The organism is Solibacillus sp. FSL W7-1472 (assembly GCF_037969775.1).
GTDB classification, from domain to species: Bacteria; Bacillota; Bacilli; order Bacillales_A; family Planococcaceae; genus Solibacillus; species Solibacillus silvestris.
The window spans coordinates 2,534,649-2,558,906 of record NZ_CP150208.1; the positions used below are offsets into that span (position 1 = coordinate 2,534,649).

The 24,258-nt window shown below is 39.8% G+C and carries 21 protein-coding genes; 2 read left to right on the plus strand and 19 right to left on the minus strand.

Going from position 1 to position 24,258, the window contains the following annotated elements; all coding sequences use genetic code 11:
* Nucleotides 1-252: 252 nt before the first annotated feature.
* The 11 genes from udk to MKY07_RS12700 form a co-directional block, all read right to left on the minus strand.
* Nucleotides 253-888, minus strand: a complete 636-nt coding sequence (gene udk, locus MKY07_RS12650) for a uridine kinase (protein ID WP_008407640.1) — start codon at nucleotides 886-888, stop codon at nucleotides 253-255.
* On the minus strand, nucleotides 889-2,166 hold the full coding sequence (locus MKY07_RS12655) for a U32 family peptidase (protein WP_008407642.1): 1,278 nt from the start codon (nucleotides 2,164-2,166) through the stop codon (nucleotides 889-891). It lies immediately after the preceding gene.
* A 19-nt stretch (nucleotides 2,167-2,185) separates the two neighbouring features.
* Entirely contained in the window at nucleotides 2,186-3,118 is a 933-nt protein-coding gene (locus MKY07_RS12660) for a peptidase U32 family protein (RefSeq protein WP_339262494.1), read from the minus strand.
* A gap of 5 nt (nucleotides 3,119-3,123) precedes the next feature.
* Complete coding sequence (locus MKY07_RS12665) at nucleotides 3,124-3,756, minus strand: O-methyltransferase (protein ID WP_339262496.1); 633 nt, start codon at nucleotides 3,754-3,756, stop codon at nucleotides 3,124-3,126.
* 216 nt (nucleotides 3,757-3,972) lie between these two features.
* Nucleotides 3,973-5,091: an endolytic transglycosylase MltG gene (gene mltG / locus MKY07_RS12670; protein WP_339262498.1), complete on the minus strand. Its 1,119-nt coding sequence runs from the start codon at nucleotides 5,089-5,091 to the stop codon at nucleotides 3,973-3,975.
* Nucleotides 5,092-5,278: 187 nt separating this feature from the next.
* A complete protein-coding gene (locus MKY07_RS12675; protein ID WP_008407650.1) occupies nucleotides 5,279-5,791 on the minus strand; it encodes a DUF1292 domain-containing protein in 513 nt (170 codons plus the stop codon).
* 73 nt (nucleotides 5,792-5,864) lie between these two features.
* The gene (locus tag MKY07_RS12680; protein WP_014823362.1) at nucleotides 5,865-6,155 is read right to left on the minus strand and encodes a DUF1292 domain-containing protein; all 291 of its coding nucleotides are present in this window, start codon (nucleotides 6,153-6,155) and stop codon (nucleotides 5,865-5,867) included.
* A gap of 107 nt (nucleotides 6,156-6,262) precedes the next feature.
* Nucleotides 6,263-6,679, minus strand: coding sequence for a Holliday junction resolvase RuvX (ruvX, locus tag MKY07_RS12685; protein WP_008407654.1), 417 nt, complete (start codon nucleotides 6,677-6,679; stop codon nucleotides 6,263-6,265).
* Nucleotides 6,676-6,948, minus strand: coding sequence for an IreB family regulatory phosphoprotein (locus MKY07_RS12690; protein WP_014823361.1), 273 nt, complete (start codon nucleotides 6,946-6,948; stop codon nucleotides 6,676-6,678). The genes ruvX and MKY07_RS12690 overlap by 4 nt, the downstream gene beginning before the upstream one ends.
* A gap of 117 nt (nucleotides 6,949-7,065) precedes the next feature.
* Nucleotides 7,066-9,738, minus strand: a complete 2,673-nt coding sequence (gene alaS / locus MKY07_RS12695; protein ID WP_008407657.1) for an alanine--tRNA ligase — start codon at nucleotides 9,736-9,738, stop codon at nucleotides 7,066-7,068.
* Nucleotides 9,739-10,135: 397 nt separating this feature from the next.
* Nucleotides 10,136-11,284, minus strand: a complete 1,149-nt coding sequence (locus MKY07_RS12700) for an MFS transporter (RefSeq protein ID WP_008407659.1) — start codon at nucleotides 11,282-11,284, stop codon at nucleotides 10,136-10,138.
* 104 nt (nucleotides 11,285-11,388) lie between these two features.
* Between MKY07_RS12700 and yeiL the strand changes: the two genes are divergently transcribed.
* Nucleotides 11,389-12,057, plus strand: coding sequence for a transcriptional regulator YeiL (gene yeiL / locus MKY07_RS12705; protein ID WP_008407661.1), 669 nt, complete (start codon nucleotides 11,389-11,391; stop codon nucleotides 12,055-12,057).
* Between the two features lie 54 nt (nucleotides 12,058-12,111).
* Here the strand turns inward: yeiL and MKY07_RS12710 are convergent, their stop codons facing one another.
* On the minus strand, nucleotides 12,112-13,323 hold the full coding sequence (locus MKY07_RS12710) for a NupC/NupG family nucleoside CNT transporter (RefSeq protein ID WP_008407663.1): 1,212 nt from the start codon (nucleotides 13,321-13,323) through the stop codon (nucleotides 12,112-12,114).
* 334 nt (nucleotides 13,324-13,657) lie between these two features.
* Complete coding sequence (locus MKY07_RS12715; RefSeq protein WP_061550155.1) at nucleotides 13,658-16,153, minus strand: ATP-dependent RecD-like DNA helicase; 2,496 nt, start codon at nucleotides 16,151-16,153, stop codon at nucleotides 13,658-13,660.
* 162 nt (nucleotides 16,154-16,315) lie between these two features.
* On the opposite strand from MKY07_RS12715, the gene hisA reads away from it, so the two are divergent.
* The gene (gene hisA, locus MKY07_RS12720) at nucleotides 16,316-17,077 is read left to right on the plus strand and encodes a phosphoribosylformimino-5-aminoimidazole carboxamide ribotide isomerase (protein ID WP_339264651.1); all 762 of its coding nucleotides are present in this window, start codon (nucleotides 16,316-16,318) and stop codon (nucleotides 17,075-17,077) included.
* A 97-nt stretch (nucleotides 17,078-17,174) separates the two neighbouring features.
* Here hisA and MKY07_RS12725 read toward each other — a convergent pair whose 3' ends face one another.
* The 6 genes from MKY07_RS12725 to recJ form a co-directional block, all read right to left on the minus strand.
* The gene (locus tag MKY07_RS12725; RefSeq protein ID WP_008407669.1) at nucleotides 17,175-18,068 is read right to left on the minus strand and encodes a manganese catalase family protein; all 894 of its coding nucleotides are present in this window, start codon (nucleotides 18,066-18,068) and stop codon (nucleotides 17,175-17,177) included.
* Nucleotides 18,069-18,133: 65 nt separating this feature from the next.
* The gene (locus tag MKY07_RS12730; RefSeq protein WP_231918654.1) at nucleotides 18,134-18,340 is read right to left on the minus strand and encodes a YuzF family protein; all 207 of its coding nucleotides are present in this window, start codon (nucleotides 18,338-18,340) and stop codon (nucleotides 18,134-18,136) included.
* Between the two features lie 70 nt (nucleotides 18,341-18,410).
* Nucleotides 18,411-18,857 (minus strand): D-aminoacyl-tRNA deacylase, encoded by a 447-nt coding sequence (gene dtd / locus MKY07_RS12735; RefSeq protein ID WP_008407671.1) that lies wholly within the window; start codon nucleotides 18,855-18,857, stop codon nucleotides 18,411-18,413.
* 22 nt (nucleotides 18,858-18,879) lie between these two features.
* Nucleotides 18,880-21,075, minus strand: coding sequence for a bifunctional (p)ppGpp synthetase/guanosine-3',5'-bis(diphosphate) 3'-pyrophosphohydrolase (locus MKY07_RS12740; protein WP_008407672.1), 2,196 nt, complete (start codon nucleotides 21,073-21,075; stop codon nucleotides 18,880-18,882).
* Nucleotides 21,076-21,271: 196 nt separating this feature from the next.
* Nucleotides 21,272-21,784, minus strand: coding sequence for an adenine phosphoribosyltransferase (locus tag MKY07_RS12745; protein ID WP_008407673.1), 513 nt, complete (start codon nucleotides 21,782-21,784; stop codon nucleotides 21,272-21,274).
* 16 nt (nucleotides 21,785-21,800) lie between these two features.
* Nucleotides 21,801-24,122 carry a single-stranded-DNA-specific exonuclease RecJ gene (recJ, locus tag MKY07_RS12750; RefSeq protein WP_339262504.1) on the minus strand — a complete coding sequence of 774 codons (2,322 nt, stop codon included), beginning with the start codon at nucleotides 24,120-24,122 and terminating at the stop codon, nucleotides 21,801-21,803.
* Nucleotides 24,123-24,258 lie beyond the last annotated feature (136 nt).

The window sequence follows — 24,258 nt, forward strand, 5'->3', positions numbered from 1 at the left end:
TATTAACTTGAAAACGTTTACTTTTTGCGTTTTCTATTTCTATTTCTAAAAAAATACGTATAAATTTAAATGTTATTTTCACGTATTTTGTTCATAAATAACAGAAAACCCGACTACTAGTTTACGGTATGTGTAAATCCCTTCTTTTAGAAGAAGTTTACACCGTAATACGGGCAGCCGAATTTTATGATTAATTATTTATGTTGTTCTATCAATTTAAAATGTAATTATTGTAAATACTACATCATCATATTACAAGTTCGATTCAGTTTCAAGAATTGTTTTTATTTTCGTTACCATTAAGTCAATTGCAACGTTATTTTCCCCACCTTCAGGGATGATTACATCTGCATATCGCTTAGTAGGTTCAATAAACATATTGTGCATTGGACGCACTGCAGTTAAATACTGTTCGATTACCGAATCAGCTGTGCGACCGCGTTCTTTAATATCGCGTTGAATGCGTCGGATAATACGTAAATCAGAGTCCGTATCCACAAATAATTTAATATCCATTAAATCACGAAGACGCTCGTCCTCCAGCACTAAAATTCCTTCAACGATGATTACATCTTTTGGTTCCACATGAATGACTTCATCTGAACGTGTATGCTGTACATAATCATAGACCGGTTTTTCCACTGATTCATAGGCAAGTAAACGATGAATATGCTCAATCAGCAAATTATTGTCAAATGCCAGCGGATGATCATAGTTCGTTTCCAGACGCTGTTCAAACGTCATATGGCTTTGGTCTTTATAATAATAATCCTGTTCGATTACAACTACTGAATGTTCACGAAAAACATCATATATAGAACGTGTCACGCTGGTTTTACCTGAGCATGAACCACCGGCAATACCGATTACAACTGGACGGTTTGACATTTAATTATTCTCCTTTCGCATCATATCAAAATGTGATAATGAGCGATCAACTTTAAATTTAACGATTTGTAGCGGGTGGCGGGCAACATCTAGTTCATTGCCGTCTTTATCCCAAAGCTGGCCAACCGTCATTTTGAATGTATCCATATTAGGGCCGAAAAATTCAACCGTATCGCCTGTCTTGAAATAGTTACGTTGTTCCAATGTAACCATTTGAGTGTCGGCATCATAATCCATTACAAAACCAGCAAAATCCCACTTCATTTTATGTGAATGGAAACCAAACATTTGTTGCTTATAGCTTGGCTCACCTTCAAAGAATGACGAAGCAGTTGCACGGTTTGCACAGCGCGCCAATTCTTCCAGCCATTCTTTTTCAAATGTAAAGTTTTCCGGGTCTGCACAGTATGCATCAATTACTTTACGATAAACAGAAATAACTGTAGCGATATAGTGAATCGATTTCATACGGCCTTCCACTTTTAATGAGTCAATACCTAACTCAATCATGTGTGGAATGGATTCGATTAATTTCAGGTCTTTCGGGCTCATTGCAAACGGTGCTTCGCCTTCGTTAAACAATGCCACTTCTTCACCGTCATTATTTTCATATAAGTCATAATCCCAACGGCAAGACTGACAGCAGCCGCCACGGTTTGAATCACGTGCCGTCATATGGTTTGAAAGCGTACAGCGCCCTGAATAAGCGATACACATTGCACCGTGCACGAATGCTTCGATTTCAATGTCTACCTCTTCTTTCATTTTACGCATTTCTTCTCCGCCTACTTCACGTGCCAAAACAACACGCTCCAACCCTTCTTCTTTCCAGTACTTTACCGCTTTCCAGTTAGATAAAGACTGTTGTGTAGAAAGGTGGATTTCTAGAGAAGGTGCACATTTTTTACAAGTTTCAATAATTAACGGGTCTGCAACGATAATTCCTTTTACGCCTGCTCCCTCGATTGCTTGCAAATATTCTTCCAGCCCGTCCATGTTTTCATTATGAGCGAAAATATTCGTTGTTACATATACAACGGCACCGTATTTGTTTGCAAATTCAACGCCTTCCTTCATTTCTTCAATCGTGAAGTTCCCTGCGTTTGAACGTAAACCAAATTCCTGGCCACCGATAAATACAGCGTCGGCACCGTAGTGTACGGCTACTTTTAATTTTTCCAGGCTTCCTGCTGGTGCTAAAAGCTCTGGTTTTTTCGTAATTACTGTTTTCCCGTTAATTGTTTCACGGATTCTATCATTTTGAATTAATTGTAGCATACTGCGTTCGTTCTCCTTCCTAGTAAACTGTTTCCTTGTAGATGAAGCCAGTATCCAGTGGACGTAACGCTGGCTGAATTGCTTCGATTTGCTCAAATAGTTCAGATTTAATGTCATCGTACGCATCTTCACCTTGCTCAAAATACGTATCAATCGCTTGACGGTAAAGTTTTGTAACTGTCACCGTATAATCAAATGTTTGAAGGACACCATCGATTTTAAATGAATCGATGCCCGCTTCAAATAATTCATTTAACTCCTCGATAATGCACATATCATTCGGTGAGAAAATATGTGTGCCATTCATATCCTCATAGATCGGATATTTATTTTTGCGCTCTTTATCGTGAAGGAACATATTTTTGTTTTCTTTTCGATTTTCAATTTCCATCGCTTCGTCACGGTAAAGGAAATAGTTTCCTAAAAGTGAGCGCTTAGATTGGAACATACAAGTCATGCCATGTACTTGCACTTCGATTTCATGCTTTGTATTTTCTTTAATTTCAATAACTTCATCCACTGAAAGTTCACGTGCAAGTATAGCACGCTTACTTCCGCGTTCACCCCAATAGTTCACTTGGAAGAAGTTTGTTGCTGTCGTTTCCGGATTCCAATGTAACGGAATGGTTACGTTGTTTTCACGCACAGCGATAATTACGGCTGGGTCTCCGAATAATAATGCATCTACCCCAATACGCTGCATCTCCACTAAATATTCATCCAACGCATCTAAACGATCGTTGTGGAATAAGGCATTGACTGCTACATAAACCTTCTTTTCTGCAGCGTGAATCAGCTTTGTTGCTTCTTCCACCTGTGCTACCGTAAAGTCTCCAGCTAAACGTAAGCCAAATTTTTGTTCACCGATCACAAAAGCATCTGCACCTGCCTCAAGCAGTGCTGTAATATGCTCAATGGATTGTGGTGTTACTAATAATTCTGGTTTTTTCAAACTAATCACCTCTTCAAACAAATTAACAAACCATCACCGACAGGGAAAAACGCACTCGAATAATCCGGATGTGCCATAATCCAGTCTGAAAATGTTTTTAAGTTGCGAATCATCGTTCTCTTTCTTCTAGGTACTTCTTTTATATCTAAATCCGATAGTCCGTGCATATACATATTATCGATGTATAAAACGCCACCCGGTGGAACGAGTGATGCGTATTTTTCGAAAAACTTCATGTATTGCCCTTTTGCCGCATCAATAAAAACAGCATCAAAAGTAGGTGGAAGCGTTTCCATGTCTAACTCTAACGCATCGCCCTCAATTACTTGTATGCGGTTTGCCACCTCTGACCTTGCAATGAATTCCTTGGCATACTGAACCCGTGACACATCACGTTCTATCGTCACAATATGACAATTTGGCAGCGCTTGCGCCATTCGTATAGCAGAATAACCAATTGCCGTACCAATTTCCAAAATCGATTTCGGGTTTTGAATGCGTAAAATTTGATTTAGTGACTCAATCCCGGCAAGCTGCATAATCGGGACATGATTCTGTTCTGCGAAGCGTTCCATTTCCATTAGTAATTCATCACGTTCAGGAATGAAGGAAGCAATATAAGCGTCTGATAATTCCATTCGTCATTCTCCCTTTACCTGGTTGTTTGCGCTCATCTTTCATTCACAAGAAAAAAGACGAAACGAAGATGTTTGCGCCTACAAAATTGTTATATAAGGACAAAAAATCACAATTTATAATAGCATGAAAAGAAAAGGAATGCGAACAATTTACTGAATTCCATCGTAAAACGGAAATTTCAAGCCATTCGATTCCTTTTCATCCATTAAACTCTCTTAGCGTAAGTATTTTTCGATGTTCGATAAATGTTCATCATACGTTTTAGCAAAATGATTTATGCCTTCTTTATCTGCCAGGAAGTATAAATAATCCGTTTGTGAAGGGTTCAGTGCCGCTTCAATTGATGTTTTTCCGGCTCCCGCGATTGGTCCAGGCGGTAATCCAACATTTTGATACGTATTATACGGGTTGTCCACTTCCAAATCTTCATACAGCACGCGGTCTTTATGAGAGCCTAATGCATACAGTACGGTTGGGTCTGTCTGTAAAGGCATATCAATTTCTATACGGTTATAGAATACACTTGCAATCGTTTCACGGTCCGTTTGGGCAGTTGCCTCTTCTTCAAGCAGTGATGCAAATGTCAATAGTTCATGAACAGATGTTTCACGTTCTTCCAATACCGGTGTATACTCGGAAACAATCGTATTCATTGCAGTAAGCATTGTATCGATAATTTCCTCGATTGATGGATCTTCCTCAAAGAATGGATATGTTGCCGGATATAAATAACCTTCTAATGGATGACGAATATTTTCCTTTAAAATGGCCTCTGACAATAAATCAGGATACTCAGTGATCAATTGCCCCACATAAGCGGCATCCGTCACTTTTTTCATGAAGTCCTCTGCTTTGTGAGAAGTATTTTTCTGTACAATATCAGCTACTTGCTCTAGCGTTAACCCTTCTGGCACTGTCATTGTAAATACAGGCTCGCGATACACACGACCTGTCTTTAAGCTTTCAATAATTTCGTCGAGTGTCATGGATTTCGTCAAAGCATAACTGCCTGCTTGGAATTCCGATTCATTTTTAAATTTAGTGTAATATTTAAAAATCTGCGCATTCTTTACAATGCCCTTATCTTCTAAAATAGTTGATATTAATGTAATACCTGACCCCATCGGAATTTCGACTTCAACTTTTTCGTTCGATTCCGGGTCCGTTGGTTTCAATGCCGATGTCACATAGCTATATCCTGCTAAACCGACGATGGCGATAATCAGAAGAGCGACAAGCGCGATGATTCCCACAATTTTACGCACCGTTTTAACTTCTCCTTTACGCTCTTTCATTTTATTGAACATTTCTTGCTTTTTATTTTCGTCCAGCACGGGAGCCCCCCCTTTTTCTCTTTCATAATGATACATAAAAATCTCTTTCGACACAATATCGAGCGACGAAAGGTATGCAAATTCTCACTATTTGCGACGTTTTATAATAGAAAATGTTCGTTTTTGTCTAATTTTGAACAATAAAAAAACCTTACCGCCGTATATATCGTCAGTAAGGTACTTGAAATTAGTTTTGTGCTAATGAATTTAATACTTGCTCTACCATTTCCCACTCTTCGTCTGTTTCGATAGGCAGCAAGTCCGCTACTTCACCGTTGTCGCCAGCGATATAGGCAGAAGCGAATACTTCTTCAAGAACAGGCTCATCGTCTTCCATAATGGCATAGAATAAGTAATTTTTGCCGTTGCTTTCGAAGCGGTGCAAAATTTGGCACATAACTTCTTCGTCATCGTCATTCGTGATCGTGAAGTAATTTGTCTGATCTGCGCCAAACTCCGCTAGCACCGTATTCATAACCTCTTCAACCATCGCCCATTCATCATCTGTTTCAATATCCGAAAAGCCGCTCATTTCGCCATTTTCGTCAAGTACATAGCGAAGTGCAGAAATACCGGCTTCTTCATCACCGATTAATGAGAATAACACATAAGAATGCTCTTCTGAATCAAATGTAAAAACAACGCGGCATTGTTGCTCCCCGCCGTCTTCTTTTTGCAATATAAAAATATTTTCTTCCATACTATTTCCTCCCAATGAATGAATAAAACAGAGTAGGCTCAACACCCACTCTGTTTTTATCGTGTCAAATGAATTATTCTTCTTCGCCTAATTCGTCTTCGATTTGGTTTAATACTTCTTCGATTAAATCCCATTCTGCTTCTGTTTCAATCGGCGTTAATTCGCCATCTTCACCGTTTTCAGCAGGAACAAATGCAGAGGCAAAGATTTCAACTGCGCCGTCTTCATCTTCTTCTGCACCTACTAGAGAATATAATACGTATGATTTACCGAACTCTTCTGAATCGAAAGTGTGTAAAATTTCGCAAAGTTGTTCGTTGCCGTTTTCATCGACTACTGTAATGTGATTTTGTTGTTCTGACATGATCGTCACCTCTTCATAATATTTAGGCATTGGTGCCTGTTGCTGCTCAATTCATTATACATAAAGCCTTTTCGGATAAGTACAAAAATGCCTCATATAAAGCAACTTTAGTTTTTACTATCTAAATAACCTTGTAAAATCATGACAGCAGCCATTTTATCAATAACTTGCTTTCGCTTTTTACGGCTTACATCTGCTTCGATCAGCATTCGCTCAGCAGCCATTGTTGTCATACGCTCGTCCCAAAGTTTAACAGGAAAACCAAATGTATCTTCCAGCAACTTTTTATAGCTTTCGGAAGCTTCCCCGCGGGGACCGATTGTATTATTCATGTTTTTGGGGTAGCCTACAACAAATTCTGTTACATTGTGTTCCTTTACAAGCTCATTAATACGTTCAATACCAAATTCGCCTGCCGCTTCATCGATTTTTATCGTTTCGATTCCTTGCGCTGTCCACCCTAGCGCATCGCTAATTGCAACGCCGACTGTTTTCGAGCCGACGTCTAAACCCATAATTCTCATTTATCCGCCTCAGTATTCTTTCTAATATAAAATCTAACGAGTTCCTCTAAAATCTCGTCACGTTCAAGCTTGCGGATTAAATTACGTGCGTCCTGGTGGCGAGGGATGTATGCCGGGTCGCCAGATAATAAATACCCCACAATTTGATTTGTTGGATTATACCCTTTTTCCTCTAAAGCCGTATACACCTTCAGCATCACTTGCTTTACTTCTTGTTCCATGGATTCTTCTGGAAAACTGAATTTCATTGTTTTATCGAAAGAACTCAAGACCAGCACCTCGCTTTCAGCAATAGGGAGATGGAGCACTATCTCCCATCTCCATTTATATCATTATAACTTATTCCTGCAAGCACTTCAAATATGCCAGTAGTAAAATTTAGATGTTTAGAAAGATTTTACATGTTCGTAAACAGCATTCAACGCATCTTCCAATTTAGAAGCATCTTTCGCACCGGCCATCGCCATATCCGGACGACCGCCGCCTTTGCCGTCGCAAGCTTCAGCAACTTGCTTCACAATGTTTCCAGCGTGATAGTTTCCACCAACGATATCCTTCGTTACACCCGCGCATAACATGACTTTATCGCCATCGACTGCTCCAAGAACAATTACAGCTGATTCCATTTTTTCTTTTAAATCATCCATCATCTGGCGTAATTGATTATTGTCTTTTGCTTCTACACGAGTTGCAAGTACTGTTACATCACCAATTTTTTGTGCAGCATCTAATACTGCACCAGCTTGTGCATTTGCGATTTTTTGTGACAATGAATCATTTTCGCGTTGCAGTTCTTTGTAATCTGCTTGAAGTGTTGCAACACGAGTTGCCACGTCTTTTGCATTCGATTTTAAAAGGCCTGCTGCTTCATTTAAAATTGCTTCTTCTTCTTTAATCGCTTCATATGCCGCTTTTCCTGTAACAGCCTCAATTCGGCGTGTACCTGCACCGATTCCGCTTTCGGATACGATTTTGAAAATGCCGATTTCAGATGAACGGCTTACATGCAGTCCACCGCAAAGTTCGATCGAATAATCCGAAACAGCTACAACACGGACAACATCCCCATACTTCTCACCGAACAGTGCCATTGCACCCATTGCTTTTGCAGAATCAATATCCATTTCCTGAATCACGACTTCGATATCTTCCCAAATTTTTTCGTTCACTGCACGTTCAACTTGTGCAAGCTCTTCTTTTGTTGCAGCACCAAAGTGAGAGAAGTCAAAGCGCAAACGATCTGGTCCTACATAAGAACCTGCTTGTGCTACATGGTCACCTAATACATCTTTTAATGCACGGTGCATTAAGTGTGTTGCAGTATGGTTTTTAAGGATTAATTTACGTTTTGATTCTTCAACTTTTGCAGTAGCGATATCGCCAACATTCATTTCACCCGATTCCACTACAACTGTGTGTAATGGCTGGCCGTTTGGTGCTTTTTGAACATCTTTTACAATGGCCGTGAATCCGTCTGCTTCAATGATACCTGTATCGGCAATTTGTCCACCCATTTCAGCATAGAACGGTGTTTCAGATAGAATAACCAATGCTTCTTCACCTTCGGAAGCTGTTGAAGTTTCTTGACCGTTAACAACAATTGCAGCAACTTTTGCAGAAGCTTCCAATGCATCATAAATAAATGTAGATTGCTGTGTTAAATTCGACAGAACTTCGTTTTGCACTTGCATTGAATCAACGTCAGCACGTGCATTACGCGCACGTTCACGCTGTTGTTCCATAGAAGCTTCAAAACCTTCTTGGTCAACTGTCATGCCAACTTCTTCTGCGTACTCTTCCGTTAATTCAATCGGGAAACCGAATGTATCATACAAACGGAATGCATCAGCACCCGGGATAACTGTTTCACCTTTAGCTTTTTGGCTTTCTGCAACTTCGTTGAAAATTGCTAATCCGCCATCAAGCGTTTCATGGAAACGCACTTCTTCATTTTTAATCACACGTTGAATAAATGCTTCTTTTTCTTTTACTTGCGGATAAAAATCATGCATAATCTCTCCGACAGTCGGCACTAATTCAAACATAAACGGTTTTTCGATGCCGATTTTTTTCGCATATCGAACAGCACGACGTAATAGACGACGCAATACATAGCCGCGGCCTTCATTTGATGGTAATGCACCATCACCAATAGCAAATGCTACTGTACGGATATGGTCGGCAATTACTTTAAATGGTGTATTCACATCTTCAGTCGATCCGAAAATTTCTTTTAAATCCACTTCATGCGGACGTTTGTAACTACGGTTTGCGAACGCTTCTGTTTTTTCAATGATTGGCATGAAAAGATCTGTATCAAAGTTTGTTGGTACATTTTGTACAACAGAAACGATACGCTCAAGACCCATACCTGTATCGATGTTTTGTTTTGGAAGTGGCGTATAAGTGCCGTCCGGATTATGGTTGAATTGAGAAAATACTAGGTTCCAAATTTCAAGATAGCGCTCGTTTTCCCCGCCTGTGTACATTTCTTCTTCCGGTGCACCAACGCCGTACTCTTCACCGCGGTCATAGAAGATTTCAGAGTTTGGACCTGATGGACCTTCCCCGATATCCCAAAAGTTGCCTTCCAATCGGATTAAGCGCTCTTTCGGAATTCCGATTTCATTATGCCATACGTCATAAGCTTCCTGATCCTCCGGGTGGATAGTTACCGATAACTTTTCAGGATCGAAGCCCATCCATTTTGGATCCGTTAAAAACTCCCAAGCGTAATGAATTGATTCTTTTTTAAAGTAATCCCCAATAGAGAAGTTCCCTAACATTTCAAAGAATGTGTGGTGGCGCGCTGTTTTCCCTACGTTTTCGATGTCGTTCGTACGAATCGATTTTTGTGCGTTTGTAATGCGCGGGTTATCTGGAATAATACGTCCGTCAAAATACGGCTTTAATGTTGCCACACCTGAGTTGATCCATAAAAGCGATGGGTCATTAATTGGCACTAATGGTGCTGATGGTTCAATATGATGCCCTTTTTCTTTAAAGAAATTCAAATAAAGACGACGAATTTCAGAACCTGTCATAGTTTTTGTTGTCATGATTTTTTCCTCCTAAAATTTATTGAAGTCGATGAATTGTGGTACAGATTAATTACACCTTCACGCATATAAGCGCTTCATTTACCGGAAATTTTTATGTTCCGCAAAATGAAAACAAAAAAAGCCTCCATCCCGGTAAAGGGACGAAGACTATTATCTCGTGGTACCACCCTAATTTATAACGCGCATGCATTATATCTCAAGTGCTTGTAACGTAAGCAAACGGCAGTGGTTAGCTGCACTCTGGAGTAGCTTTCAGTATTTATTCGGGGAGATTTTTTCAGCCGGGAAATCTCTTTCTGTTCACGAAGTCCATACGTACTTGTTCCATCATCGTTTTCATTTTATTATGCTCTTCATTATAAAAAATAGACATCGTGCTGTCAATCGGCATTCCTTAATAATTAAAACGTTTTTTCGTCAGTAAAATTAAAAGGATTGCAGGCACTGTACATATAATCATTCCTAAGAACGCCAAACCTGGCTCAATTTCATAAAGTGCACCACCTAAAAGTGTAAGAATCGCTGCACTTAAACTCATTGCAAGTGCAGAATAAATCCCCTGTGCATTTGGAATTTGCTCTTGCGGTAAAGCTTTGGAAATATAGCGGATAAAGGCATAATGCGCCATTGCAAATGACAGAGCGTGTAGTGCCTGAGATAAGATAAACATCGGCATATTCGGAAATGCGTAAACTAGTATCCAACGAACACTCGAGCCAATTGCAGCAACGAGCATTAACGAAGAAGGCTTCCACTTTGTCAAAAATGTATCTGCCTTATAAAAATAAAGGATTTCAAATATTACTGCGACATTTAAAATCATTCCGATATAAAACGGATTGACATTCAGCTCCTGTAAATAAATATAGCCGTAGTTATAGTACGATGCGTGTGCCCCCTGAAGCAAAATAACAACAAACAATACGATGATGAAGCTTTTTACTTTAAATAGCCCTTTCATTGAGAGCGTTTTTCCATTTTCTTTTACCGGCACTAAACTTAATACTTGAGGTGCAGGCATAAATTGAATGATGAGTAATGCGGCCAATCCTACAATCATCATCCATAAAATCATTTGCTCACCATACATCCCGCTAATCATACTAATGATCAATACAGCGACAACAAACCCGAAAGATCCAAATGAACGTGCTTTTCCATAATGGATGGATCCATGTTGCATTAATGTGGAAGCACTGCTCTCAACAGCCGGTAGTAATGCCGGGTAAAAGGCGCTGAACAGCAATGTCATTAAAAACAGGCCGCCAAATGAATTAATCGGTATGTATAGCAGTGTCACAACTAATGAACTTGCAGTAAAAAAGATCAGCACATTTTTGTTGCTCATCACTTTTGAAACAAACGGAAAAATAAACATCGTCGAAAGTGCCCTTGCAACCAGCCCAAAACCCATTATTATGCTCGCTTCCGAAACCGTAAGCTCTTTATCATTAATAAGCCAACCCGTCCAATATGGCAGGAAAATCCCCCACGTAATAAAGAACATAAAGAAATTTTTCGCGAGCCAACGCTGATTATTCATAATCTTCATCCTTTTTTCAAATTTATTAAGTTGAATATTAACATGAGAAATACTACAATAATGTGAGAAATCTCATATTTTATTGGAAGGAGTTGCTCTATAATTTGAGAAAGTTACCAATAGATGAAAGTCTCCCCTATATCGAACAATACCCGATTTCCCAATATTTTTCGTTTGACATTGTGCCATATATCAATGTGTACGAATTCGACAAAGGTGAATTTATTTTCCATGAGCATTCTTTCCCCGACTATTTATATTACATGGTCGAAGGGAAAGCTAAATTATATATTACCCATAAAAACGGGAAAATTTCGCTCATCGATTTTATTACAGCCCCAACGTTTATGGGGGAAATGGAGCTCCTAAACGCCGAACGCTATTCTAAAGGCATTCAAACTTTGTCAAAGTCGGTATGTTTTGCGATTGCGATTCAGGAAGTGAAGGAAAAATTATTGACAGATCCTGTTTTCCTAAAAATGCTCTGTCTATTTTTAAGTCATAAAGCAACAACAGCAACAACAAAATATACGCAAAACCAGGCCTATCCTTTGGAAAACCGGTTAGCTTCATTCATTTTACTATCGTCGGATCAACAATTCTATAAAGAAAAACATACTGAAGTCTGTGATTACTTAGGTGTATCATATCGCCACCTGCTTTTTGTCCTTGCACAATTCAGCGAGGCAGGCTATATTACGAAGCAAAATCGCGGGTATATCCTGACAAATCGTTCCGAACTAGAAAAACTGGCAGCAGAAATTTCGTACTAAAAAAAGACTGCGCTAAAAATATTTTTAGCACAGTCTCTTGAATACTGAATGATATTAAATAAACATACCAGCAATTGCAGCTGATAATAATGATGCCAATGTTCCTGCAGCAACCGCTTTAATCGCAAGCTGTGCAATCATTGGACGTTTATCCGGTGCCATACCACCTAAACCACCGATTAAAATACCCATTGAACTTAAGTTTGCAAAACCACAAAGCGCAAACGAAATAATGATGCCTGTTTTGTCCGATAGCTCGCCAATAACCGGACCGAAGTTAGAGAAGGCAACAAATTCATTTAAAATTAATTTTTGACCGATAAACGAACCTGCACGTACTGCTTCATCCCAAGGAACACCGATTAAAAATGCTAGTGGAGCAAATACATAACCTAAAATACCTTCAAGTGTTACATTTTCAAAACCGAACAATCCTGTTATGCCGCCTAAAATACCGTTTAATAAGGCAATTAATGCGATGAAACTTAATAGCATTGCTCCAACATTTACTGCTAATTTCAAACCGTCAGAAGCACCAACAGCCGCTGCATCAATAACGTTTGTCGCTTCAGAATTACGCTCTAATTTAAAGTCATCTTCATTTACTTCTTCTGTTTCAGGAATCATTAACTTTGCCATTACCAATCCTGCTGGTGCAGCCATGAAACTTGCTGCCAATAAGTATTCAAGCGGAACACCTAATAAAGAATATCCGATTAATACTGAACCTGAAACCGATGCAAGTCCACCTGTCATAACCGCGAACATTTGTGATCTTGTCATTTTATTTAAAAATGGTCGAATAACAAGCGGGGCTTCAGTTTGTCCAACGAAAATATTAGCAGCAGCATTCACTGATTCTGCTTTTGTCGTACCTAATACTTTTGATAAGAAACCACCGATAATCTTAATGACAAATTGCATAATCCCTAAGTAATAAAGGACAGAGATTAAAGATGAGAAGAAAATAATAATTGTTAATACGCTCATCGCGAATACAAATCCGACATTTTCCGGATCTGCTAAACCGCCAAATACAAAGACAATCCCTTCATTGGCATAACTAACCAGCTTCTGTACACCATCAGAAAGTTGCATAAGCTTCTCACGGCCAAAAGACCATTTTAATACGATAAATGCAAAAATCAATTGGACAATTAATCCTGAAATAATAATTCTCCATTGAATTGCTTTACGGTTACTAGATAACCCGATGGCAATCGCTACGACTCCCAGAATACCTATGATTCCCCATACGAAATCCATGTATGTGCACCTTCTCCTTTAGTTTTGAAAACCTTTTCATTTTGTAATAACTGACATCCAACTTCGGACGTCATATAAGTTTTTTTCATACTAACATACCCATAGAAATAATATTAATTAATAGTTTCTTTTAAAAGTTCTGATTTTTCAGCAAAAAGTTATCATTTTTTTAGTATGTCCCGTTTTGTTTCAAACTTTTATTATATTTTAAAAACATTTTCCCTGTACACGTGAACATAAACTCATCATTTTTTAAAATTTATCCTAGATAGTACTTTTCCATAAATAAAAAAACTAGCCATTCCCATTCAATGATGAACGGAAATGGCTAGTACTATTCTTCGTTGAAATCATACGGCGATATATTTGCCATACCAATTAATGGGTGAATATATGGTGCTGTTTCTGCCGTTAAGTGATTTGGCAGGGATTCCCCGATCTTATGTGAAGCCGAAACATTCAAGAGACCGAGCTGCTCTGATGAAGGAATTTGTTTCACTTCACTTACAGACGCCTTTTTCTCTTCCAATTCCGGTGTCGCTTCCATCTTTTCTTCAGCAACAAATTCTGAATTTAAACGTGCCTTCAATGTTGTTAAGCGTGTTAAATCATCTGTTTTTGCTAAACCGCTCGCCAGTACATCCGGCTCACCACATAATATTAAAAAGTTTTTAGCACGTGTAATACCCGTATACAGTAAATTTCTTCGAAGCATTTTCGAATAGCCGCGAACAATCGGCATAATGACCGTTTGAAATTCAGAGCCTTGCGATTTATGGATCGAACAGCAATAGGCCAATGTAATCTGATTTAAATCAGCACGCTGATATGTTACTTCGATCCCATCATAGCTGACGATAAGCAAATCCTGCTTTTCCACTGTTTCCTTTGCACGGATGATGGAAATTACTTCTCCCATATCCCCGTTGAATACATTATTATCCGGCTGATTCACTAGCTGCAGCACTTTGTCCCCTATACGATAAATCGTATCACCAAAAACAAGTTCTTTTCTCGTCCCATCATTCGGATTGACGAGCTGCTGGATTTCTTTATTTAAATTATCGATGCCTGCAGGTCCTTTGTACATTGGCGCCAATACTTGAATATCTCGAATTGCCTGTCCCTTCGCAAGTGCACCTTTTACAATCTGTGTGACAACACTCGTTACTTGTGCGGCTCCAGCTTGTATAAACGAGCGGTCCGTTGTTTTTGCAGTCAACGTATCCGGAACTTTGCCTTTTTTGATTTGGTGGGCCATCTCGATAATTGTAGAACCTTCCGCTTGACGGTATATATCTGTTAATTCGACAGTCGGAATTTGTTTGGATGCAAGCAAATCCTTTAAGACTTGCCCTGGACCGACAGGCGGTAACTGATCTTGATCCCCTACAAAAACGACTTGAACATCTTCATGCAATGCTTTTAACAGTTGATGTGCCAGCCATGTATCAACCATCGACATCTCATCGATAATAATGAGACGACCTACGACTTCACGCTCTGTTTCTTCATCCTTTTCCTGACCATTAAAGCCTAACAGCCTGTGTATTGTCATAGCAGGTAAGCCAGTCGATTCCGCCAGTCTTTTCGCTGCACGTCCTGTTGGGGCTGCAAGGACAATGGGAAACGGTTCCTCTTTTTCAGCATATGTTTTTGGATTTAATGATAAGCCGTGAAGTTCCGCATATACTTCCACCAAACCTCGTACAACGGTTGTTTTTCCCGTGCCGGGTCCTCCTGTTAAAATCATGACGGCAGAATTGATTGCCGTTTCAATCGCCTGTGCCTGTGTTGGCGCATACGTCACATCATATTGTTCTTCAATATCGCCAATTGCTTTTCGGATTTCATCTTTCGTAAAACTTTCAGCTGTTTTGTTTTTTTCTTTCAGTTCATTGATCTTACTTGCAATACCCACTTCACTAAAATAGAGTGACGGTAAGTACATGCGTGTTTCCTCGCCGCAAATTTTCGATTCCTCACGCATATCGATTGCCGCTTTCGAAATCGCTTCATACGGGATTTCGATGCGCTGACTTTGTTCAAGCATATCTTTAACCATTGGAAGCACCATTTCCGCATCCAAATAAACATGTCCTTCTGATAATGCAGCATTTGTCAGTACATGGAAAATGGCAGCCTTTATTCGATCCGGGTGATTTCCCGTAATACCCAGCTTCGCACCAAGTTCATCGGCACGTATAAAACCGACCCCTTCCACTTCCTCGATTAAACGGTAAGGGTTTTCTGTCAGTAACTGAATTGTTTCTTCCCGATAAGCCTGGTAAATTTTCATCCCAAGCTGTGGCCCAAAGCCCCAATCATTCAGCCGCACCATCACCCGTTCCAGTCCAAGGTTTTCCTCGATCGTTTGGCGAATATGTAATTTTTTTTCAGCAGATAACCGGGGAACAGCATCGAGTGCTGACGGATCTTCCAGTATTTTCGTAAGAGCATCCATACCGAGCTTTTCTACAATTGTCTCTGCCGTTTTTCTGCCCACACCTGAAAATAGATCACTTGATAAATAATGGACGATTCCTTGCTCGGTTGTCGGCACTTCTTTTTCAAATGTATCAATTTGAAATTGCATCCCGTATTTCGGATGACTTTTTAACTGCCCTGTAAAGCGGTATTGTTCATCATTGACTAATTGCGGGAAGTAGCCAACAATGATGATTTCTTTTTCGTCATACTGAATGTTTGTTTCTTGAATTTTGACACGAACAATGGAGTACATATTCGTTGCATTATGAAAAATTGTTACAATCGGTCGACCTAAAATAAAGAGCTTATTTACGTCAAACAAATTTAGATTTTCCGCCATTTCCATGCCACGCTTTCTAATAAATTGTAAGCCCATTTTATCATACCGATTAAAGCATGTCCTACAATAATGCAAAGAAGCCATTACGTCTGATTTTTCTATTAATTTAGTACGCTAAAATGTTATGATGATAATAGAATGTTAGAGAAAGTAGTGACGAACATGAATTTTAGACCTTGTATTGACTTACACGATGGAAAAGTAAAGCAAATTGTCGGAAGCACACTTGGCTACGAAAATAAAGAAGTGGTTGAAAATTTCACTTCTGACCAAGGCGCCTCGTATTACGCTTCATTATTTCTGCAAAACAAACTGACGGGCGGACATGTCATCATGCTTGGTCCCGGCAATGAAGAAGCGGCAATTTCTGCTATACAAACTTACCCGAACGGTCTTCAAATAGGTGGCGGTATTACAGCCGACAATGCACAAAAATATATTGATGCTGGTGCTTCACATGTAATTGTAACATCATATATTTTCCATGACGGCCAGCTTGATATGGACCGGCTGGAACAATTAGTAAAAAAAATCGGTAAAGAAAAACTTGTCCTGGATCTGAGCTGTCGGAAACGTGACGGTAAATGGTATGTTGTAACTGACAAATGGACAAAATTCAGCGACTTTGAAGTTAATGCGCAGTCAATTAAAGTAATCGAAGAATATTGTGACGAGCTGCTCATCCACGCGGTTGATGTAGAGGGAAAACGCAGTGGCATGCAGGAGGATTTAGTACGTGACTTAGCAGAATGGACATCGATTCCGACAACGTATGCTGGCGGTGTACGTTCAATTGACGATCTGAAAAAGTTCGAATCACTTTCAAATGGAAAATTGCATGTTACAATCGGCAGCGCCCTTTCTATTTTCGGCGGTGACCTCGACTTCCAAACAGTAGTGAACTATTGCGAAGGTATTGAATAGCCTAAAAAGATAAAGATTTTTCAATGAATACGGTAAGAAACGGATATTTTAAACAGCGAACACCCATCTTTCTCTCAGAGAAAAATGGGTGTTTGTATTACATATTGAACATAAGACGTTTCGCGATCATCTGGAACTCTTCCGGACCGATACCCGGTGCAAACTCTTCCGGCAATTCATCTAAATCCGGCATTTTTGCACCTTTTGGCGTGCCCTCTTCAACAATGAGTGGTGCATTCGTTGTCGGATGTGTCCCTTTCCATATTTTATTAATATCCTGGTAATCCCCTACGTAATTCCACGTAAACAACACATTTCCATAACCACGTTCTTCGTATTTTCTTGCGTGGTCAAATACATGATTGTCAAGGCTAGGGATTGGAAGCATCCGAGTTACATCCACACCTGTCGCCATTTCCAATGCTTTTGCATAGGCAACAACATGTGTCCCGCCACGCACCAGTAAATAGCCGATCATTTCACGGGCTGTCGGATGATCCGTCATCTCATATACCCGCATTTTATGTGTCCGCGCGCCACACTCCAAGAAGAAATTATGCAGTAAATCGAGCACTAAATTCCCGCTCGTAAACACATATTCCCCATTCCATGGCTTACCCATCGAATCAACAGGTAAAGCTGTCTGTGCAGAAGCGATAAAGCTTTGCGTATTGCGCATATTTTTGGCGTTCATCATCGGTGCCAGATTCGGGTTTCCGGAAAACGTCGTATCTTTGCTTAGTAAATTGATTGTCGTCGCTACGAGCTCCACATGGCCAAACTCTTCTGCTGTAATACTCGCAACTAAATCATAAAATGGTTTTAATTTCTTTTTACCACGGAAATTGAATGACTGATACATATAGTTATTCAAAGTCGACATTTCGCCAAACTTACCGCCTAGTAATTCCTGTACTGCACTTGCAGCATTTGCGTCTCCATATTCAACCTGTGGTAAATCAATAAGTAATCGATTGACGCGTTGAAACAATAAAGCACCCCCTAATTGTCATTGTAAGCTTATGACGATTATGGAGTGCGTAGACCTCATTCATTTTATTTTTTTAAAAACGGCATGATCGAGACTATTTTATCGATACGAATATAGAACGGTGTCTGGCAAACATCAAGCACAATATAGTCCGGACAGATTGCTGCCAATATCCCTTGCTGAACACGATTCCCTTCTTGCTGGACGGCAACCATTTGCCCTAAATAATTTTGGATCGCTTCTAGCCAGTACGCGTTCGGATATGCGTTCATTTGAACCAAAAAATCACTCCTTTGTATGCATACTGTACAATATGCGAAAAAGGAGTGATCCGTTCATCGATTATTTACCTTTAGACTCAATCGTGATTGTTACAGGACCATCATTAATAAGCGCGACATCCATCATTGCACCAAAAATACCTGTTTCAACATGTAAACCATTTGCCTTTAATTGTTCGTTAAATGCTTCCCATAACGGCTTTGCTTGTTCCGGTCTTGCCGCTTCAACAAAACTTGGTCGCTTCCCTTTTCGAGTATCGGCATATAGTGTAAATTGGGAGATTGATAAAATGTCGCCGCCTGCTTCAGCAATGGAACGATTCATCTTGCCGTCCTCATCTTCCCAAATACGCAAGTCGGTAATTTTTTTCGCTACATATGCGATATCCTCTTCTGTATCACTATGTGTAATGCCCACTAGCAGTACATAGCCTTTTTGAATAGCACCTGTTACTTGTCCATCGACTGTAACAGATGCCTGTTTTGAACGTTGTAATATTACGCGCATCTTTTCCCCTACTATCTATTGATTAATTAATTACACGCTGAACCGAATAAATATCCGGTAGCTGTTTAATTTTTTCGACAACACGATGTAGTCCTGAAATATTGGTGATGGCAATCGTTAAATGAATCGTGGCAATTTTTTCACGATCCGCACGGCCTGTAACTGCCAATATATTGGTTTTCGCTTCACTGACAGCATGCATAACATCATTTAAAATTCCTGGACGGTCGAATGCAGAAATCTCGATATCTACTGGGTAGTCTTTCCGGATTTGTGTGCCGTCATTTTCCCATTCCACTTCAATTAGACGCTCCAGGTTTCCATCATCCTGGATGTTCGGACAATCTGCACGGTGTACTGAAACACCACGACCTTTCGTAATAAAGCCGACAATATCATCACCTGGTACCGGAGTACAGCAACGTGATAAACGAATTAATAAATTATCGATTCCTTTAACTATAACACCTGATTCCGTCCGTTTTTTCGGTGTCGGGTTATTCATGCTTTTAACGATTTTTTCGAGTGCTTCTTCCTGTTCACGCTCTTTGCGCATTTTTTCTGCCAGACGATTGACGATCTGCTGAGCCGTTATTCCGCCTACGCCTACAGCTGCATATAAATCATCTTCATGTGTATAGTTGAATTTTTCAATAACCCGTTTAATATTTTCGGTTGTTAAGACTTCCTTCATATCAAACTCCTGAGCCTTAATTTCTTTTTCAACGAGTTCTTTCCCTTTAACAACACTCTCTTCACGCACATGCTTTTTGAAAAATTGCTTAATTTTGTTTTTCGCCTGCGAACTTTGGGCAATCTTGATCCAGTCTCGGCTCGGGCCGAATGATTGTTTCGATGTTAATACTTCTACAATATCCCCAGTTTTTAAAGGCGTATCAAGCGGTACCATTTTACCGTTTACTTTTGCACCAATTGTTTTATTCCCGACTTCCGAGTGAACGCGGTAAGCAAAGTCGATCGGCACAGAACCGGACGGAAGCTCAATAACGTCCCCTTTTGGCGAGAATACATATACCATGTCCGAGAATAAATCGAATTTCAGCGATTCCATAAATTCTGCTGCATTCGACGATTCATTTTGGAACTCCAGAATTTCACGGAACCAAGTCAGCTTTTGATCAATTGTTTCAGCATTTTGTTCAACGGTTTTGCCTTCTTTATAAGCCCAGTGTGCGGCGATACCAAACTCCGCTATTTTATGCATTTCCTTCGTACGGATCTGCACCTCAAGCGGATCCCCATATGGTCCGATGACAGTTGTATGTAGGGATTGGTAAAGATTTTGCTTTGGCATCGCAATATAATCTTTAAAACGTCCCGGCATTGGCTTCCATAATGTATGGATAATCCCGATTACCGCGTAGCAATCTTTAATACTATCGACTAAAATACGTACAGCCAGTAAATCATAAATTTCATTAAACTGCTTTTTTTGAAGGACCATTTTGCGGTATATGCTGTATAAATGTTTCGGACGCCCAAAGATATCCGCTTCAATTTCCACTTCTTTCAGCTGGGAATTGATTTCGTCCATCACGTTATCCAAATAAGCTTCCCGTTCATCACGCTTTTTCTTCATCAAGCTGACGATCCGGTAGTACTGCTGCGGATTTAAATAGCGTAATGCCGTATCCTCCAGCTCCCACTTTACTTTCGAAATTCCTAATCTGTGTGCTAATGGTGCGAAAATTTCAAGTGTTTCCTGTGAAATGCGGCGTTGTTTTTCAGCAGGCAAATGCTTTAATGTCCGCATATTGTGTAGACGGTCTGCCAGCTTAATTAAAATCACCCGGATATCCTGAGCCATTGCGACGAACATTTTTCGGTGGTTTTCAGCCTGCTGCTCTTCTTTTGACATGTATTTAATTTTCCCAAGCTTCGTTACCCCGTCCACAAGCTTGGCTACTTCTTCACTAAACTCGTTTACTAGATCTTCGCGTGTCACTTCCGTGTCTTCCACGACATCATGCAAAAATCCTGCTGCCACTGTTTCAGGATCCATCTGCAGCTCAGCCAAAATACCCGCCACTTGTACCGGGTGAATAATATATGGTTCTCCTGAACTGCGGAATTGCTCTTTATGTGCTTCTTTCGCTACCTCATATGCTTTAACAACAAAGGTAACATGTTCTTCGTTCATATAAGATTTGACGAGCTCGAAAACATCTTCGGGCGCCAATATTTGTTCTTTCGCCATTATGAGTCCACCTGTTCTTTCTATTTTCGCTTTAAGTATAAGTTCAATTGTATAAAAGATATCTACTAAATGTAAAGGCACGTGGGCATTTAGTTTTGCAGAAAGTCGAAATTTGTAGAATTATTGAACAGCTTCTAGTATAGAACTCATTGAAAAAAAACTATCCCGCAAAGTTTTTGCAGGATAGTTCAGTGAATTAATATTGAATTAAAGTTTTAATTGGAATATTGTTGATTTTGTTACGGCCATTCAATTCTGTAAGTTCGATAATGAATGCTGCACCTACTACTTCGCCGCCTAATTGTTCGATTAAGCGAACTGTTGCTTCAACTGTACCGCCTGTTGCAAGCAAATCATCACAGATTAAAACTTTTTGACCAGGCTTCACAGCATCTTTATGCATTGTTAATGTGTCTGTACCATATTCCAAACCATAATCTGCAGAGATGACTTCACGTGGAAGTTTTCCTGGTTTACGAACTGGTGCGAAACCGATTTCCAATGCATAGGCTACAGGACAACCAATAATAAATCCGCGTGCTTCCGGACCTACGATGATTTCAGCGCCAACTTCCTTCGCATATTTTACAATTTCATCAGTCGCATATTTATATGCAGGACCATTATCCATGATTGTTGTAATATCTTTAAAGCTGATGCCCTCTTTCGGCCAATTTTCAACTGTTGTTACGTATTGTTTTAAATCCATTCTTCCTATGTCCTCCTCAAGAACTCAATCGTTCATTAAACCATTGCTTGAGTTCGCTGTATGTGGCATATACCAGCTTTTGCTCAAGTTCGATTTGTTGTGAACGCAATTTATATGACGTTGCTTCGGATAATGCTTTTTTCGGGGCATTTTCGTTTACTGTCGTCAAACCATTCTCTATTGTAACAAATCCTAGCTCAAAAAACACTTTTGTCATAAATTTAATTACTTCTATATTTAGTCCGATATGTTCGGATAATTGTCGAATATGTTCTTTCAAGTTAAAAGCCGGACGTTTTTTCAGGAATCCATAATACCATTTAAAGTGTTCCCTTGTCGGCATACCATTAAAATACGCTGATTGGTCTGTATATAAATGTGCATAGATTCGTTCAATTTGAACGTCTTGCAGTAATTTTTCCAATGCGGCTACATTTTCCGGCAAATCGAGCAATACGATATTTTTGTGCAGTTTATCGGTTTCCATTTCAATTGTGAAATTAATAATTTCTTTCGGAATTTCCTGTTCAAAGTGCAGTTTTGTCTGTTGGGAAAAAGCAATAAAATCAGTTTTTTCCACATGAATTTTAGCAAGCCAGTTTGCAGTCTTGCTTTTCCCACGGTAATCGTACAGCTGCCATTCATTGACCCGAACATCCTGAATCATGAATTGCGGTTTTTTATTCCCCTGCCATTCATTGATTTGCAAATCACCAACCAATGATAATGCAACACCATATGAAATTTCATCATGTAAAAAACCTTTATTGAACCCAATTGCATCAAGAGTACGATACGGATCTTCCAATTCCATTTTCAGATGATTTTCACCGGAACCGATTTTGCGCATCGATTTTACTTTTACATCCTGAATCCCAAAAACCGGCTTCGGAAATTCTGTACCAAATGGAGCCAATTGCCGCAGTTCTTCAATCGCCTCAACGGTAATTTCACTTAGCTCTATCGGAACATCAATTTGCATGTTTTGCACAAGCTGCTCTTCTGTTAAACAAAGTTTGGCCTGTTCGTTTAACCGGGTACGTAATGATGCCACATGTTCAATCGGTAACGTCATCCCAGCTGCCATTGGGTGGCCGCCGAAATGTGGTAAAATATCACGGTTTTTTGCCAACTCATTGAACAGATGGAACCCTTCAATACTTCTTGCAGAACCCTTTGCAATCCCTTTTTCATGATTAAGGGAAAGAACGATTGTCGGACGGTAATATTTTTCGACTAATCGCGATGCAACGATTCCGACAACACCTGGATTCCAGCCTTCCCCTGCTACGACTAGAACAAGGGAATCTTTTAATGAAGCATCATCTTCAATCATAGCCATTGCTTCATTTGTAATGTCTTCCACAATTTTTTTCCGTTCAGTATTTTTATCATTCAATTGGGTAGCCAGTGTATTTGCCTGAAGCGGGTCTTCGCTCATTAAAAAGTGTACTCCCGGTTCGGCACTGCCTAGTCGTCCGATTGCATTAAGGCGGGGACCAAAATAAAAGCCAACAGTTTCTTCATTGATGTCTTTCTTGTTTGCCCCTGATGCATCGCAAATGGCCTTTACCCAAGGATTTGGAGACTGCTTTAACGCCTGTAGACCGCGCTGTACTAAATAGCGATTTTCGCCAACGAGCGGCACTAAATCGGCAATCGTCCCCACTGCCACATATTCAAATAGATGATCAGGCAACTCGCCGTACAATGCATGTGCCAATTTAAAGGCTACCCCTACCCCTGCGAGTTCTCCAAACGGATAATGACCTTCTGGCACACGCGGATGGATGATGACGTTAGCATCCGGTAAAATATTACCCGCTTCATGGTGATCGGTAATAATCACATCCATACCAAGCTCTCTTGCCATTTTTACTTGTTCAATCCCGCTTATCCCATTATCGACCGTAATAATTAAATTTACGCCATCTTCATAAGCTTTTTTGAAAAGTTCTTCATTCGGTCCATATCCATGAATAAACCGATCCGGAATGACAAAACTGACATCTGCCCCCAGATCAAGTAAAGCATTTAGCAGCACAGTTGTACTTGTAATACCGTCCGCGTCGTAATCACCATATACCAGAATCTTTTCTCCATTATCCAATGCCTGTTCAATGCGCATAACTGCGTCTTCCATTCCAGCCATTAAATATGGATCATGATACTGGGTTTCATCAATTTTCAGTAATGGTTTTGCCTCTTCTATCGATGTGCAACCACGTGCAATTAAAATTTTTGCTGCAATCGTTGAAATATTCAGCTGTTCACTAAATTGTTTTACTAGCTGCTCATCTTGCTTTGTTATTGTCCATACTTTTTGTGACTGTATCATATATATTCACTTCCTCACGCAGTTCATTATAACGGAAATCTATCATGTTTCCCAAAGTTTCTTCTGGTATTACCAGAAATATTGATACGAAAATTTAATAAGTCTACTAGTTAAATGACCATACGTTTTCTCAAAT